This window comes from Pseudomonas sp. AU11447, assembly GCF_001672555.2.
GTDB lineage: Bacteria > Pseudomonadota > Gammaproteobacteria > Pseudomonadales > Pseudomonadaceae > Pseudomonas > Pseudomonas nitroreducens.
The window spans coordinates 133,538-147,924 of sequence record NZ_LZDG02000046.1 but is presented as its reverse complement, the minus strand read 5'-3'; the positions used below and the strand labels follow the sequence as shown (position 1 = coordinate 147,924).

Sequence of the window (14,387 nt, the reverse complement as noted above, 5' to 3'; positions counted from 1 at the left end):
CTGAACGGGGCATTCGGCGTGCTCGGATGTTTCTCTGGAAGTCTTCGCGAGCCAGAGCCGAAGCATCGCGCAGTCGCTCTTCGTAGGAGCGAGCTTGCTCGCGAACCCGCACGGCACCGGATCAACCGGTCAGTAGGGATTCTCCGCCTCATACCGATCCAGCGTATCGCTGGCGATCTGCCGGCCGAGGGCGATGAGTTCCGGGGCCTTGTAGAACTCGAAGAAGCGGCACACGCGCTTGGGCACGTTGATCAGGATGTCCGGCGGGTAGCCGGCGATCTTGTACTGCGCCAGCGACGTCTGCATCACCTCGAAGCTCTGGTTCACCAGTTCCAGCAAGGAGGCCGGGCTGCTGCTGTCGATCACGTGGCTGCCGGTCGCGGAGCGTGGCGAGCCCTTGGCCTGCGGGGCGGCGGCGGGTTGCTGCATCTCCGGTTCGGCCGGTTCCTCGGAGGCGGCCGGGACGGGGTGGAGCAGGGCGTCGGCGATCAGCTCGGGTGGCGGCTCGGACTCCCCTTTACGGAAGAAGCTCAGCTTGTTGGACAGCCCGGAGAGCACTGCGTCGAAGCGGCCTTTCAGGGCGGCGGGGCGCTCGATCACCGGCAGCGAATACTGGCGCTGGTTGGTGGCGTTGAGGTTGACCGCGACGATCAGGTCGGCGTGGGTCGAGACCACCGGGACAATGGGCAGCGGGTTGAGCAGGCCGCCGTCCACCAGCATGCGGGTGCCCTGCATGACCGGGGTGAACAGGCTGGGAATCGCCGCCGAGGCGCGCATGGCCTGGTGCAGGCAGCCTTCCTGGAACCAGATTTCCTGCTGGTTGGTCAGGTCGGTGGCGACCGCCGTGTAGGGGATCGGCAAGTCCTCGATATTGATCTCGCCGAGCAGTTCGTGAATCTTGCCGAACACCCGTTCGCCGCGGATCGCACCGAGGCGGAAGCTGACGTCCAGCAGGCGTAGCACGTCGAGGTAGTCCAGGCTTTCCACCCAGTCGCGGTATTCGCCCAGTTTGCCGGCGGCGTAGATGCCGCCGATCACCGCGCCCATGGAGCAGCCGGCGATGCACACCACTTCATAGCCGCGCCGTTCGATTTCCTCGATTACGCCAATGTGCGCATAACCTCGGGCTCCGCCGGAGCCAAGCACCAGCGCAATCTGTTTTGACATAGGGCAACTCCGCGTTACGAACTGCCCGACGATACGCCGGGCACACCGGTCGAGCCAAGCCGGGCTTTGCTAGAATCGGCGTTTGATTTCCCTGCCGGAGCCTCCCGATGAGCGAACCGATCCGCCTGACCCAGTACAGCCATGGTGCCGGTTGCGGCTGCAAGATTTCCCCCAAGGTGCTGGAGGTGATCCTCGCCGGCAGCGGCGCGCAGAACCTCGACCCGAAGCTGTGGGTCGGCAACGCCTCGCGCGATGACGCTGCGGTTTACGCTATCGACGCCGAGCGCGGCGTGGTGTCCACCACCGACTTTTTCATGCCGATCGTCGACGATCCCTTCGATTTCGGCCGTATCGCTGCCACCAACGCGATCAGCGACATCTACGCCATGGGCGGTGACCCGCTGATGGCGATCGCCATTCTCGGCTGGCCGGTGAATGTGCTGGCGCCGGAAATCGCCCGTGAAGTGATCGCCGGTGGCCGCAAGGTCTGCGACGAAGCCGGCATCCCGCTGGCCGGCGGGCATTCCATCGACGCGCCCGAGCCGATCTTCGGCCTGGCCGTCACCGGGCTGGTGGAGAAGCGCTTCATGAAGCGCAACGACACCGCCACCGCCGGCTGCAAGCTATACCTGACCAAGCCGCTGGGCATCGGCATCCTCACCACCGCCGAGAAGAAGGCCAAGCTGCGCGCCGAAGACGTGGGCGTCGCCCGCGACTGGATGTGCACCCTGAACAAGCCCGGCGCGCGCTTCGGCAAGCTCGACGGCGTGAAGGCGATGACCGACGTCACCGGCTTCGGTCTGCTAGGCCACCTGGTGGAAATGGCCGACGGTAGCGGGCTGACCGCTCGCGTGCGCTACGACGCCGTACCGCGCCTGGCCAGCGTCGAGCATTACCTGGAAGCCGGCTGTGTGCCCGGCGGCACCCTGCGCAATTTCGACAGCTACGGCGAACGCATTGCGCCGTTACCCGAGTTGCACAAGCTGCTGCTGTGCGACCCGCAGACCAGTGGCGGCTTGCTGGTGGCAGTGGAGCCGGAGGGAGAAGCGCAATTCCTCGCCACGGCGAAGGAGCTGGGCATGGACCTGGCGCCCATCGGCGAACTGGTTGGCCGACAGCGCCACGCGGTCGAGGTGGAGTGATGCGCGACAACACCCGCCACTACCGCGAGCTGTTCCTCGGCGATGTGAAGATGATGGACGTGCGCGCCCCGGTCGAATTCGACAAGGGCGCCTTCCCCAATGTGATCAACCTGCCGCTGATGAACGACATCGAGCGGCAGAAGGTCGGCACCAGCTACAAGCAGAACGGCCAGCAGGCGGCCATCGCCCTGGGCCACGAACTGGTCTGCGGCCAGATCAAGGCCGAGCGGATCGAAGCCTGGGCAAACTTCGCCAAGGCCAACCCCGAGGGCTACCTGTACTGCTTCCGCGGTGGCCTGCGCTCGCAGATCACCCAGCAGTGGCTGAAGACCGAGGCTGGCATCGACTACCCCCGAGTAGTGGGTGGCTACAAGGCGATGCGCGGCTTCCTCTTCGATACCACCCGCGCCGCCACCGAGGAATGCCAGTTCGTGCTGGTGGGCGGCCTGACCGGCACCGGCAAGACCGAGGTCATCGCCCAACTGGCCAACAGCCTGGACCTTGAAGGCCACGCCAACCACCGCGGCTCCGCCTTCGGCCGCCGCGCCACGCCGCAGCCGGCGCAGATCGACTTCGAGAACCGCCTGGCCATCGACATCCTGAAGAAGCGCCACGCCGGCATGGAGCAGTTCGTGCTGGAGGATGAGGGCCGCATCGTTGGCAGCTGTTCGGTGCCGCTGGAGCTGTACCAGGGCATGCAGCACTACCCGCTGGTGTGGCTGGAGGACAGTTTCGAGCAGCGCGTGGAGCGCATCCTCAAGGACTACGTGGTGAACCTGTGCGCTGATCATGTCCAGGTGGTGGGCGAGGAGGGCGGGTTCGACTCCTTCGCGGCTTACCTGCGCAAGAGCCTGTCGGGCATCGTCAAGCGGCTGGGCGGCGAGCGCTACCAGCGCCTGGCAGCGATCATGGACGAAGCCCTGGAAGAGCAGAAGCGCAGCGGTGCGGTGGACCTGCACCGGGGCTGGATCGAGGGCCTGCTGGGCGAATACTACGACCCGATGTATGCCTTCCAGCGCGAGAGCAAGGGCGAGCGCGTGGAGTTCCGCGGGACGCAGGACGAAGTGGTGGAGTACCTGCGCTTCCGCGCCGAGCGCTAGCTCTTTGTAGGCGCGAGCTTGCTCGCGAAGCCGTTTGAACCGCTGCGGCGGCTGGCCGATCGCGGACTCCGTCCGCGATGTCGTCAGGCCCGCAGCGGAGCAATCATTTCTCACCGGCTCTTGCCGTCGTACTCCTTCACCGTCAGCCCGGCGAGTTCCACACCCGGCAGGCAGCGCACATTGATCGCCGCCATCGGCGTGCCATCCGGCGCACTGGCGTAGGCCAGCGGTGCGCAGCCGCAGGTGGGGCAGAAGCGATGCTCGATGCGATGGGTGTTGAACGTATAGGTGCTCATCGCACTCTCAGGAGTCGTCAGCTTCAGCTTGCCGCGCGGCACGAACCAGAGCAGCGAGCCCTTGCGCCGGCAGATCGAGCAGTTGCATGACACAACCTCACCGACATCCCCTTCCACTTCGAACGCGATCTGCCCGCAATGGCAACTGCCCTGATGCACCATGATCCTTCTCCTGTCGGGATATCCCGTGGTCAAACAGTGTAGTAGTCGCTTGAACGCCATCCGTCCGATGGCATACTGCGGCGCCATCCGGCAGGCCCCTGCGCCGCGTTCTAAGCTGGATTCACCGCGAATATTCCCAGGAGTTCCGTCATGCCGCGCATTCCCCTGATCATCGCCCTGGCGCTGGCCGTCGCTGGCTGCTCGGGCAAGACCGTCAACCGCGACAGCTGCGCCTCGCAACTGGACGCCGCCTGGCACGAACTGGACCTGGCCAAGGCCGAAGGCTTCGCCGGCACCGTCAGCTACTCCAAGGCCCTGGGCCTGCTGACCGCTGCCAAGACCCAGCAGCAGGTCGAGGCGTACACCGGTTGCTCCGACAAGGCCAGCCGCGCGCGTTTCTACATCAAGGAATCCCGCGCCGGCCGCTGAGCCGCGCACCGCCGGGCCGCCTGGCGCGGTCCGCGTCTTCCCACCGATTTGTCCGGATCTGCCCATGCAACTCGACTTCACTCAACTGTCCAAGGCCGAGGCTTATCGCTGGCTGGCTTCCACCGTCACGCCGCGGCCCATCGCCTGGGTCTCCACGCTGTCGAAAGAGGGGCAAGGCAACCTCGCGCCGTTCAGCTTCTTCCAGGTCATCAGCGATTCGCCGCCGACCCTGCTGGTCAATACCAGCGTGCGCGACGACGGCAGCGTCAAGGACACCTTGCGCAACGTGCGCGAGACCGGCGAGCTGGTGATCCACCTGGTCAGCGCCGCGCAGGCCGAGGCCATGAACGCCACCGCCGCCTGGCTGCCCCACGGCGTCAGCGAGATCGAGCACGCCAGCATCGCCACGGTGCCCAGCGAGCGTGTTGCTCCACCTCGCGTCGTGGGCGCGCCGGTGGCCTTCGAATGCCAGTTGGCGGAAATCATGCCGTACCCGGCGGAAAATCCCTCGAGCATGCTGATCTTCGCCCGCGTGCTACTGGCGCATATCGACGATGCGGTGATGCAGGACGAACGCCATATCGACCCGGCGCGGCTGGACCTGGTGGGCCGTCTGGGCGGCACCCAGTACAGCTACACCCGTGACACCTTCAGCATGATTCGTCCGAAGTAGGGCTGCCCGCCTGGCGCTGCCACGTCAGGCAAATTCCAGCTCCAGGCTGAGTTGCCAGCGGATGTCGCCGAGGCGCGCCTCGTCCAGTCGCTCGCCGAGGGCGAAGAGTTCCGAGAGCAATTCGTCGCGGCGGGTGAATTCCAGCGTACTGCCGTGAACCAGGCTGACGACGACCTGTACCAGGCGCCAGCCGGCCTGCGCCTCGAACCAGCAGTCCAGCCATTCGCCCTTGTCCTCGTCGTAGGTCTGCGGACAGACGAAATGCCGAATCGGCAGATGCCCGCGCGTCAGCAGCAGGGGGTCGAGGCGGCGTTGCTCGCGGTACAACTCCGGCAGGAAGAGTTCGTCGGCGAATCCCGTCAGCGGGCGCTGCAGGACCAGTTGATAGAAGGCGTTCATCCGCGCACCTGGAGTGGAAGGGCAAGGGGCGGAATCTGAACGGTCGGGCAGGCAGGTCGCTGTCGGCGATTTCCGTATCCGTGACAGGAAAGTTCTGTTCAGTGTTCTGGATACGACCTCCACGTATCCCTGCGCAGCATCACCGTGCCATCACCGTCGCGCCCTCTATCCAGTCGGTGGGCAGCGCTCCTAATGTTCCGCCCACAAGCACCGATAACGAGCAGGAGACCTACGAGGATTTCCTGCAACGCCATTGCGGATGGGGGGAGTAGCCATGGTTGCCTTCGTGCAGCGTCGTCTGGCCGACATGGGCACGGCGAAGAAACTGGCCATCGGCTTCGGCCTGGTGCTGTTGCTCACGGCGCTGGTGGCGGTCATCGGCGTGACGTCGTTGCGCGCCATTTCCCAGCGCTTCGACCTGCTCGGCGACATGTCGACCATCAACCGCGAACTGCTGGAGATGCGCCAGAGCGAGAAGGATTTCGTCATCGACGCCGGCGATGCTTCCGCCAAGCGCCTGCGCGAGCACGCCGGCAATCTCGGCGAGGCGGTGGCGCGGCTCAAGGCCCGGCCGGACCAGGCGGCAGCCATGGCCCGGGTGGAGCAGGGCATCGCCGATTACCTGGCGGCATTCGAGAAGTTCGAGAAGTCCAGCAAGAGCCGGCGGCTGTCGCTGGACGCCGCCACCTGGTCGGTGAACGGCGCGTCCAACAGCCTGGACATCCTGCAATCCAGCCTGGCCGATGACGGCGCCTACGAACTCAAGGAATCCCAGGGCCAGAAGGGTGAGGAGTTGCTGCAGCAGGCCGCCCAGGTCAGCCAGCTCTACCGTCTGGTGCTGCAGGGCCTGAACGAGGCGCGCTCGCGCATGGAGGCCGGCGGCGAGAGCGGCGAGAAGGCCGAGGGAGGGCGCATCAAGTCCGCCGCCGAGGCGCTGGAACTGTCCGCCAAGCTGCAGGAGGCCATCACCGATCCGACCTACGTCTCGGTGCTCAAGGACGTGATCACCAACATCAACGCCTTCGTCGAGAAGCTCGACGAATACACCGCCAGCCTCGAGCAGGAAAAACAGGTCCACGCGCAGATGAATGACCGCGCGGCCCAGGTCATGCAGCAGGTCGATGACGCCTATGCGGCCCAGCGGGCGGCCATGCAGACCCAGCTGCGCACCAATACGCTGCTGATCGTCGCTTCGGCGGCGCTGGCGCTGCTGGTGGGCGCACTGGCTTCGCTGCTGATCACCTGGATGATCGTGCGGCCGCTGCGCCAGGTCATCGGCATGGCCAGCCGCATCGCCGAGGGCGATCTGAGCGTGAGCATCGAGGTGCGGCGCAAGGACGAAGTCGGCCAACTGATGGGCGCGGTGGGCAGCATGGCCGACAGCCTGCGCGGCATTGTCAGCCGGCTCAGCGATGGCGTAGGGCAGATCACCGCGTCGGCGCAGGCGCTTTCCAGTGTCACCGAGCGCACCCAGCACGGGGTGAACTCGCAGAAGGCCGAGACCGACCAGGTTGCCACGGCGATGAACCAGATGGCGGCCACCGTGCATGATGTCGCGCGCAACGCTGAGGAAGCCGCCAGTTCCGCCGAACAGGCTGATGGCAAGGTCGCCAGCGGGCAGGATGTGGTGCGCCAGACCCTTGGCCGTATCGAGCAACTGGCCGACGCCGTGCGCGCGGCCACCGAAAGCATCGAGCAGCTCGGCCGCGAGAGCCAGAGCATCGGCAGCGTGCTGGTGGTGATCAAGAACGTCGCCGAGCAGACCAACCTGCTGGCGCTCAACGCTGCCATCGAGGCGGCGCGGGCCGGCGAGCAGGGTAGGGGCTTTGCCGTGGTGGCCGACGAAGTGCGGGCGCTGGCGCGGCGCACCCAGCAGTCCACCGCTGAAATCGAGACGCTGATCGCCGCCCTGCAGAGCGGCGCGACCACGTCGGTCCAGCGCATGCAGCGCAGTCACGCGCTGGTGGAGATGACCGTGGGTGACGCGGTACAGACCGAGGCCGCGCTGGGCAACATCGCCTCGGCGGTGGCGGTGATCCACCAGATGAACCAGCAGATCGCCGCCGCTTCCGAACAGCAGAGCGCGGTCGCCGAGGAGATCAGCCGCAGCGTCACCAGCATCCGTGGCATCGCCGACGAATCGGCGCAGGCCATGGAGTCCACCGCATCATCTAGCGTCGAGCTGGCGCAGCTCAGCCGCGAGCTACAGGGGCTGGTGGGGCAGTTCCGCCTGTGACGCCGCCGCGGCGCGCTCGGCCGCTTCCTGCTCGCGCTTGCGCTGCTGGTGCCAGCGCCGGTAGGCGTTGACGCCCGCACGCACGGAGCTGAACACCAGCGGCGGCTTCACCTCGCCCAGCAGTTGCGAGCGCTTGAGCAGGGCCAGCGTTTCGCCGGTGACCCGCGCCAGCGACAGGTAAACGCCCTGGGCCTCGAGGGTCTGCTGCACTTCGCGTAGCGTGGTCAGGCCGCTGATGTCCAGGTTGAGGATGCCTTCGGCGTTGAGCAGCACGGCGCGGGCGTTCGGCGTCTGGGCCACCACCTCGAGAATGCGTTGCTTGAAGTAGTCGGCATTGAAGAACAGGATCGGCGCGTCGAAGCGGTAGATCACCAGCCCCGGCAAGGTGCGCGCGTTGGGGTATTGCTCGATCTCCACCTGGCCGTCGATGCCATGCACCCAGCCCATCACCGCGTCGTGCGGGCGATAGGTGAGATAGAGCAGGCGCAGCAGGGCCAGCATGATGGCGACGAAGATGCCCGGCAGCACGCCGACGCTGAGCACGCCGACCGTGGTCAGCACGCACAGGCCGAACTCGAACCGGCTCAGTGCCCAGAAACCGCGCAGTGCGCGGAAGTCGATCAGGCCCCAGCCGGCCATCAGCAGCACCGCGCCCAGCGCCGGCATCGGCACCCAGCCCAGCGGCTTGCTGAACAGCAGCAGGACCAGGCCGATCACCAGGGCGGCGACCACGCCGACCATCTGGCTCTTGCCGCCGACCATGTCGTTCACCGCGGTACGCGAGTCGGCGCCGCTGATGACGAAGCCCTGGGAAATCCCCGCACCGATGTTGGCCATGCCCAGCGCCATGAACTCGTGGTTGGCGTCGATGGCATAGCCGTGGCGGGCGGCGAAGCTGCGCGCGGTGAGCATCGCGCTGCAGAAGCTGACGATGGTGATGCCCATGGCATCGCGGAACAGGCTGCCGGCCTCTTCGACGCTGGTCTTCGGCCAGGTCAGGTGCGGCAGGCCTTGCGGCACCTCGCCCAGCAGCTTGATGCCGTACTGGTCCAGGCCGAACACGGCGGCGATGACCGAGGCGAACAACACGCCGATCAGCGCGCCGGGAATCTTCGGGTAGCGACGTGGTAACAGGATCATCAGCGCCAGGGTGCCCACGCCCAGCGCCAGCGTCGGCAGGTGCGTATCGGCGAGGTTGCGGATCAGCGCGATCAGGCCGCGGACGAAACCGCTGGTCTCGCTGTGGTAGCCGAGGATCTTGCCGAGCTGGCCGGCGATCAGGCTCAGGCCGATGCCGTTGAGGTAACCCACCAGCGTCGGCCGCGACAGGAAGCTGGCGACGAATCCCGCACGTGCAAAGCCGGCGGCGATGGACAGCGCGCCCACCAGCACCGCGACGATCATCGACAGTTGCAACAGTCGCTCCGGGTTGCCTGCCGCCAGCGGCGTGATGGCCGCCGCGACCATGGCGGCGGTGGCGGCATCGGGGCCGACCATCAGTTGCCGCGAGCTGCCGACAATGGCGTAGATCAGCATCGGCAGGATGCACGCGTACAGCCCGACCTGCGGCGGGAAGCCGATGATCTGCGAGTAAGCGATAGCAGTGGGAATCTGCACCGCAGCCACCGACAGGCCGGCCTGGATATCGCGCGGCAGCCAGTCGGAACGGTAGTGCAGCAGGCTGTCCAGACCGGGCAGCCAGCGGGCGAGGGACATCGGGGATCTTCCTTGGAGTCGGCCAAGGGAAATCCTAGCTGGAAAGGCGCCTCAGAGCTTGTCGGAAATCATCGAGATAGAGGGTGGAAAGCCAGGTCAGCCTCTGCAGGCAACTTCAGTGCTGGGTTTACCCCTCACCCCAACCCTCGGCTTTGGCATCCTGCGTCGCCCTACCTCCTGCATCCATGCAGTCGTCTCCCAGAGGGAGAGGGGGCGAGTGTGCCGGCTGATGCGGCTGTTTCATCCTGCACCGATCAATCCCCTCTCCCTCGGGAGGCCAGGCCGGCGCTGTTGGTCCTGTAGGACCGAGGGGGACGCCTAGTCCTTGCTCGCGAACGCTTTTGCCAGCGACATCGGTGCCGGGCGGGTTCGCGAGCAAGCTCGCTCCTGCAAGAGGGTGGCGCTGGTCGTCAGACCTTCAGCACCAGCTTGCCGAAGTTTTCGCCGCTGAACAGCTTGGCCAGGGTCTCGGGGAAGGTTTCCAGGCCCTCGACGATGTCTTCCTTCGATTTCAGCTTGCCTTCGCCGATCCAGGTCGCCATGTCCTTGAAGCCTTCCTGGAAGCGGTGGGCGTAGTCCATCACCACCATGCCCTCCATGCGCGCGCGGTTGACCAGCAGCGACAGGTAGTTGGCCGGGCCGCGCACGGCTTCCTTGTTGTTGTACTGGCTGATCGCACCGCAGATCACCACGCGTGCCTTGGGCGCCAGGCGGGCCAGCACGGCGTCGAGGATGTCGCCGCCGACGTTGTCGAAGAACACGTTCACGCCCTTGGGGCACTCGCGCTTGAGGCCGGCGTTGACGTCCTCGGCCTTGTAGTCGATGGCGCCGTCGAAGCCCAGTTCATCGATCAGGTAGCGGCACTTGTCGGCGCCCCCGGCGATGCCGACCACGCGGCAGCCCTTGATCTTGGCGATCTGCCCGACCACGCTGCCCACCGCGCCGGCGGCGCCGGAGACGACCACGGTGTCACCGGCCTGGGGCAGGCCGACGTCAAGGAAGCCGAAGTAGGCGGTCATGCCGGTCATGCCCAGCGCCGAGAGGTAGAGCGGCAGCGGCGCGCGCTGGCTGTCGACCTTGTAGAAACCCTTCGGCTCGCCGAGGAAATAATCCTGCACGCCGAGTGCGCCGTTCACCTCGTCGCCGACCTTGAAGTCCGGGTGCTGCGAGGCGACCACCTTGCCCACGCCGAGGGCGCGCATCACGTCACCGATGGCCACCGGGGCGATATAGGACTTGGCATCGTTCATCCAGCCGCGCATGGCCGGGTCCAGCGACAGGTACTGGTTCTGCACCAGGATCTGCCCCGGACCGGGCTCGCCGACCGGGGTTTCCACGTAGGCGAAAGTGTCGCGGGTGGCGGCGCCGACCGGGCGCTGGGCGAGCTGAAACTGGCGGTTGATCTGGGCAGACATGGCAATGGACTCAGTCAGTGGGAAAGCCTAGGTGATAGTCCGCCTGCCGCGCCGGGGCAAGTTCCGTCCGCCGGAGGAATGTTCGCCCATCGGTTCCAGTGATCCGGATTTGCAGGAATCATCATTGCCATGGATGCAGGAACGTCGCCCCGCCTGATAGTGCTTCGCGTCGCTGGAGCGCTGGCTAGACTGCGACGGTTATTTCCCAAACCGCTTCGAGGTTCGCTCATGAGTCAGCTGCTTTCCGGCCAGGTTGCCCTGGTCACTGGCGCCGGTAACGGTATCGGCCGCGCCACCGCCCAGGCCTTCGCCCAGCAGGGCGTGAAGGTCGTGGTTTCCGACGTTGACGCCAAGGGCGGCGAAGCTACCGTCGAGCTGATCCGCGCCGCCGGTGGCGAGGCCACCTTCATCCGTTGCGACGTGACCCGCGACGCCGAGGTCAAGGCGCTGGTGGAAGGCACCGTGGCCGCCTACGGCCGCCTGGACTACGCCTTCAACAATGCCGGCATCGAGATCGAGAAGGGCAAGCTGGCCGACGGCGAGGAGAGCGAGTTCGACGCCATCATGGGCGTCAACGTCAAGGGCGTCTGGCTGTGCATGAAGCACCAGATTCCGGTGATGCTGGAGCAGGGTGGCGGCGCCATCGTCAACACCGCCTCCGTGGCCGGCCTGGGCGCTGCGCCGAAAATGAGCATCTACGCCGCCTCCAAGCATGCGGTGATCGGCCTGACCAAGTCCGCCGCCATCGAGTACGCGAAGAAGAAAATCCGCGTCAACGCCGTCTGCCCGGCGGTGATCGACACCGACATGTTCCGTCGCGCCTACGAGGCCGACCCGAAGAAGGCCGAGTTCGCCGCTGCCATGCACCCGGTGGGTCGCGTCGGTCGCGTCGAGGAAATCGCCAGCGCGGTGCTGTACCTGTGCAGCGACCACGCCGGCTTCACCACGGGCATCGCGCTGCCGGTGGATGGCGGGGCCACGGCGATCTGATCGTCTCGGGGGAGCGGTGCGCTCGAGTGTTCCCTCTCCCCAACCCTCTCCCTGAAGAGAGAGGGGGCTGTTCGGCATGCGGGTGACACGCCCGTTTAGCCGGCTCGTCCCCCGTTTCATGTAACCGAAACGGTGTCAGGTGAGCGACGAGCTGAATGTGGCGGAGGACGAATCCCTCTCCCTTCAGGGAGAGGGTGTTCCCAGTCCTATTACTTCATGAATCACCTGTAGGAGCGCATTTACCAGCCGATTCGGCGCTGGGCGGTTCGCGAGCAAGCTCGCTCCTACAAAAAGCGTACCCGCCGACGATCCCGACCCGTTCGCTACAAGTCTTTGCATTCTGTTACAGGATGAAGTGGTTTTGGCCTGCAAGGCCAGTTACAAGCGCCCAAGAGGCCGAAACAATCGGCCCACCCCAGTTGGAGAATAATGACAATGACCAACGATCCCTTGCTGACGCTTTTCATGCCCATCGCCCTGGGCATCATCATGCTGGGCCTCGGCCTGTCCCTGACCGTCGCCGACTTCGCCCGCGTGGTGCGCTATCCCAAGCCGGTGCTCATCGGCCTGGTCTGCCAGATCATCCTGCTGCCCCTGGCGTGCTTCCTTATTACCGTCGGCTTTGCCCTCGAAGCCGCACTGGCGGTGGGCATGATGCTGCTCGCCGCGTCCCCCGGCGGCACCACCGCGAACCTCTACAGCCACCTGGCCCACGGTGACGTGGCGCTGAACATCACGCTGACCGCGGTGAACTCGGTGATCGCCATCCTCACCATGCCGCTGATCGTCAACATGTCGCTGTTGTACTTCATGAACGACGGCCAGACCATTCCGCTGCAATTCGGCAAGGTGCTGCAGGTGTTCGTCATCGTCCTGGGACCGGTCGCCATCGGCATGATCGTGCGGCGCCTGCTGCCGAGCGTGGCGGCGGCGCTGCAGAAGCCGGTGAAGATCCTCTCGGCGCTGCTGCTGGCGGTGATCATCGGCGTGGCCGTGACCAAGGACTGGCAGACCTTCCTGACCTACGCCCCCATCGTCGGCGCGGCCGCCCTGAGCTTCAACCTGCTGAGCCTCGCCGTGGGCTACTGGGTGCCACGCCTGCTCAAGCTGTCCAAGCCGCAGTCCATCGCCATCGGCATGGAGATCGGCATCCACAACGGCACCCTGGCCATTGCCCTGGCGCTCAGCCCGATGCTGCTGAACAACAGCACCATGGCGATTCCGGCGGCGATCTACGGCGTGCTGATGTTCTTCACCGCCGGTCTGTTCGGCTGGTGGGTCAGCCGTGGCGTGGCGAAGACAGCCGCGGAGCAGGCGCCTGCCTGATCCGCTACCGCACCCGCCATGCGCATGATTCGCGCATGGCGCGCTCCCGCCAGCGGGTGTCCATTGTTCTCGTGAGCGCAGGAGCGGACTCCGTCCGCGATTGTTTTCCCGTCGCTCCTACGCCATACCGCTGCCTGACTCCGAGCTCAATCCGCCCAATGCCACGCCGGGGCATCGAACATGCCCTGGTCGCGGATGCGCGTCTGGCCCAGTTCCTTGTCCAGGTGCAGGCAATTGCACTCGGGGTGTTCCTCCAGCGTGGCAATCAGCCGGCTGGCGTGGGACACGACCCAGACCTGGGTGTGTTTCGACGCCGCGATGATCAACCGTCCCAGCGCGGGCAGCAGGTCCGGGTGCAGGCTGGTTTCCGGCTCGTTGAGCACCATCAGCGACGGCGGCCGTGGAGTGAGCAGGGCGGCGACCAGCAGCAGGTAGCGCAACGTACCGTCGGAGAGTTCCGCCGCGCTCAGGGGGCGCAGCAGCCCGTGCTGTTTCAGCGCGACGGCGAAGCGCCCGCCAAGCTGGCAATCGATCTGTAGTTCGGCGCCCGGGAAGGCGTCGCTGATGGCGGCTTCCAGGGCATTGGCATCGCCGATTTCCCGAATCGTCTGCAGCGCGGCGGCCAGGTCGCGGCCGTCGTGGTGCAGCACCGGCGTGCGGGTGCCCAGTTGCGGCTGGCGTGCGGGGGCGTCGGCGTCGGTGCGGAAGTGGTCGTAGAAGCGCCAGCCGCGAATCTGGTCGCGTAGCAGCAGTGCTTCGGGGCAGTCCGAGCCACTGCCGATCTGGGTGAACAGGCTGTCGAAGGTTGGAACGTGCTGCTCCAGCACCTGCCAGCTGCGGCCTTCACGGGCGCGCAGCATGGGTCCGTTGCGTTCCACCAGCTGTGAAGCGGGGCGATACCAAGGGCCGGCCCAGATGCTCTCGTGCTTGATTTCCGGGTCCAGGCCGAAGGCGCTGACCACCGGCGGTGGCGGCAGGCCGAGGGCGATGGCGTAACCGAAGTCCTCGCCGGCGAAGCCCAGGCGCAGGCGCTTCACCTCGTTGCGCGGGCCACCCTGGACTTCCACCTCGCCTGTGCGCATGCGCCTGGAATGGGTCTCCGGCCCGGCCCAGAAGGTGGACTCCAGCCCGCCTTCGCGCGCCAATGCATTCACCACGCCGCCCTGGGCGGTCTCGGCGAGCAGGCGCAGGGCACGGTAGAGATTGGACTTGCCGCTGCCGTTGGCGCCAGTGATCAGGTTCAGCCGGCCCAGCGGCAGCACCAGCGAGTTGATCGAGCGGTAATTGGCGACGGCGAGGGTGTGCAGCATGCGGGCGATCCGGTTCGGGCAAACGC

Annotated in this window: 13 protein-coding genes and 1 pseudogene; 8 read left to right on the top strand and 6 right to left on the bottom strand. The window is 66.2% G+C overall.

All coding sequences use genetic code 11. The annotated features are described in order from the left end of the window. Positions 1-129 precede the first annotated feature (129 nt). Positions 130-1,167, bottom strand: a complete 1,038-nt coding sequence (locus A6723_RS16690; RefSeq protein WP_054908431.1) for a patatin-like phospholipase family protein — start codon at positions 1,165-1,167, stop codon at positions 130-132. 107 nt (positions 1,168-1,274) lie between these two features. Between A6723_RS16690 and selD the strand changes: the two genes are divergently transcribed. Further along, positions 1,275-2,309, top strand: coding sequence for a selenide, water dikinase SelD (selD, locus tag A6723_RS16685; RefSeq protein WP_054908432.1), 1,035 nt, complete (start codon positions 1,275-1,277; stop codon positions 2,307-2,309). After that, positions 2,309-3,409: a tRNA 2-selenouridine(34) synthase MnmH gene (mnmH, locus tag A6723_RS16680; protein ID WP_054908433.1), complete on the top strand. Its 1,101-nt coding sequence runs from the start codon at positions 2,309-2,311 to the stop codon at positions 3,407-3,409. Before selD ends, mnmH begins: the two co-directional genes overlap by 1 nt. A gap of 110 nt (positions 3,410-3,519) precedes the next feature. Here mnmH and A6723_RS16675 read toward each other — a convergent pair whose 3' ends face one another. Next, positions 3,520-3,867, bottom strand: coding sequence for a GFA family protein (locus tag A6723_RS16675; protein WP_054908434.1), 348 nt, complete (start codon positions 3,865-3,867; stop codon positions 3,520-3,522). A gap of 150 nt (positions 3,868-4,017) precedes the next feature. On the opposite strand from A6723_RS16675, the gene A6723_RS16670 reads away from it, so the two are divergent. Both A6723_RS16670 and A6723_RS16665 read left to right on the top strand, forming a co-directional pair. After that, a complete protein-coding gene (locus A6723_RS16670; protein ID WP_024767322.1) occupies positions 4,018-4,296 on the top strand; it encodes a hypothetical protein in 279 nt (92 codons plus the stop codon). A gap of 64 nt (positions 4,297-4,360) precedes the next feature. Continuing rightward, a complete protein-coding gene (locus A6723_RS16665) occupies positions 4,361-4,969 on the top strand; it encodes a flavin reductase family protein (protein ID WP_054908435.1) in 609 nt (202 codons plus the stop codon). Positions 4,970-4,993: 24 nt separating this feature from the next. Here the strand turns inward: A6723_RS16665 and A6723_RS16660 are convergent, their stop codons facing one another. Next, positions 4,994-5,368, bottom strand: a complete 375-nt coding sequence (locus tag A6723_RS16660; RefSeq protein ID WP_054908436.1) for a hypothetical protein — start codon at positions 5,366-5,368, stop codon at positions 4,994-4,996. A gap of 259 nt (positions 5,369-5,627) precedes the next feature. Here A6723_RS16660 and A6723_RS32670 point away from each other — a divergent pair. Then, positions 5,628-6,746: pseudogene (locus tag A6723_RS32670) on the top strand (HAMP domain-containing protein); the annotation flags it as partial. After that, positions 6,723-7,604 (top strand): methyl-accepting chemotaxis protein, encoded by an 882-nt coding sequence (locus A6723_RS32665; protein WP_371914060.1) that lies wholly within the window; start codon positions 6,723-6,725, stop codon positions 7,602-7,604. The pseudogene A6723_RS32670 and the gene A6723_RS32665, both read left to right, overlap by 24 nt. Here the strand turns inward: A6723_RS32665 and A6723_RS16650 are convergent. Further along, positions 7,572-9,320 (bottom strand): SulP family inorganic anion transporter, encoded by a 1,749-nt coding sequence (locus tag A6723_RS16650; RefSeq protein WP_054908438.1) that lies wholly within the window; start codon positions 9,318-9,320, stop codon positions 7,572-7,574. The two genes, A6723_RS32665 and A6723_RS16650, sit on opposite strands and share 33 nt — an antisense overlap. Before the next feature lie 410 nt (positions 9,321-9,730). Beyond that, positions 9,731-10,735, bottom strand: a complete 1,005-nt coding sequence (locus tag A6723_RS16645; protein WP_054908439.1) for an NADP-dependent oxidoreductase — start codon at positions 10,733-10,735, stop codon at positions 9,731-9,733. A 228-nt stretch (positions 10,736-10,963) separates the two neighbouring features. On the opposite strand from A6723_RS16645, the gene A6723_RS16640 reads away from it, so the two are divergent. Continuing rightward, positions 10,964-11,725: an SDR family oxidoreductase gene (locus A6723_RS16640; protein WP_024765409.1), complete on the top strand. Its 762-nt coding sequence runs from the start codon at positions 10,964-10,966 to the stop codon at positions 11,723-11,725. A 435-nt stretch (positions 11,726-12,160) separates the two neighbouring features. Next, positions 12,161-13,051 (top strand): bile acid:sodium symporter family protein, encoded by an 891-nt coding sequence (locus A6723_RS16635; protein WP_024765410.1) that lies wholly within the window; start codon positions 12,161-12,163, stop codon positions 13,049-13,051. A 146-nt stretch (positions 13,052-13,197) separates the two neighbouring features. On the opposite strand, the gene A6723_RS16630 is transcribed toward A6723_RS16635, so the two are convergent. Further along, complete coding sequence (locus tag A6723_RS16630; RefSeq protein ID WP_054908440.1) at positions 13,198-14,361, bottom strand: AAA family ATPase; 1,164 nt, start codon at positions 14,359-14,361, stop codon at positions 13,198-13,200. Between the last annotated feature and the right edge of the window lie 26 nt (positions 14,362-14,387).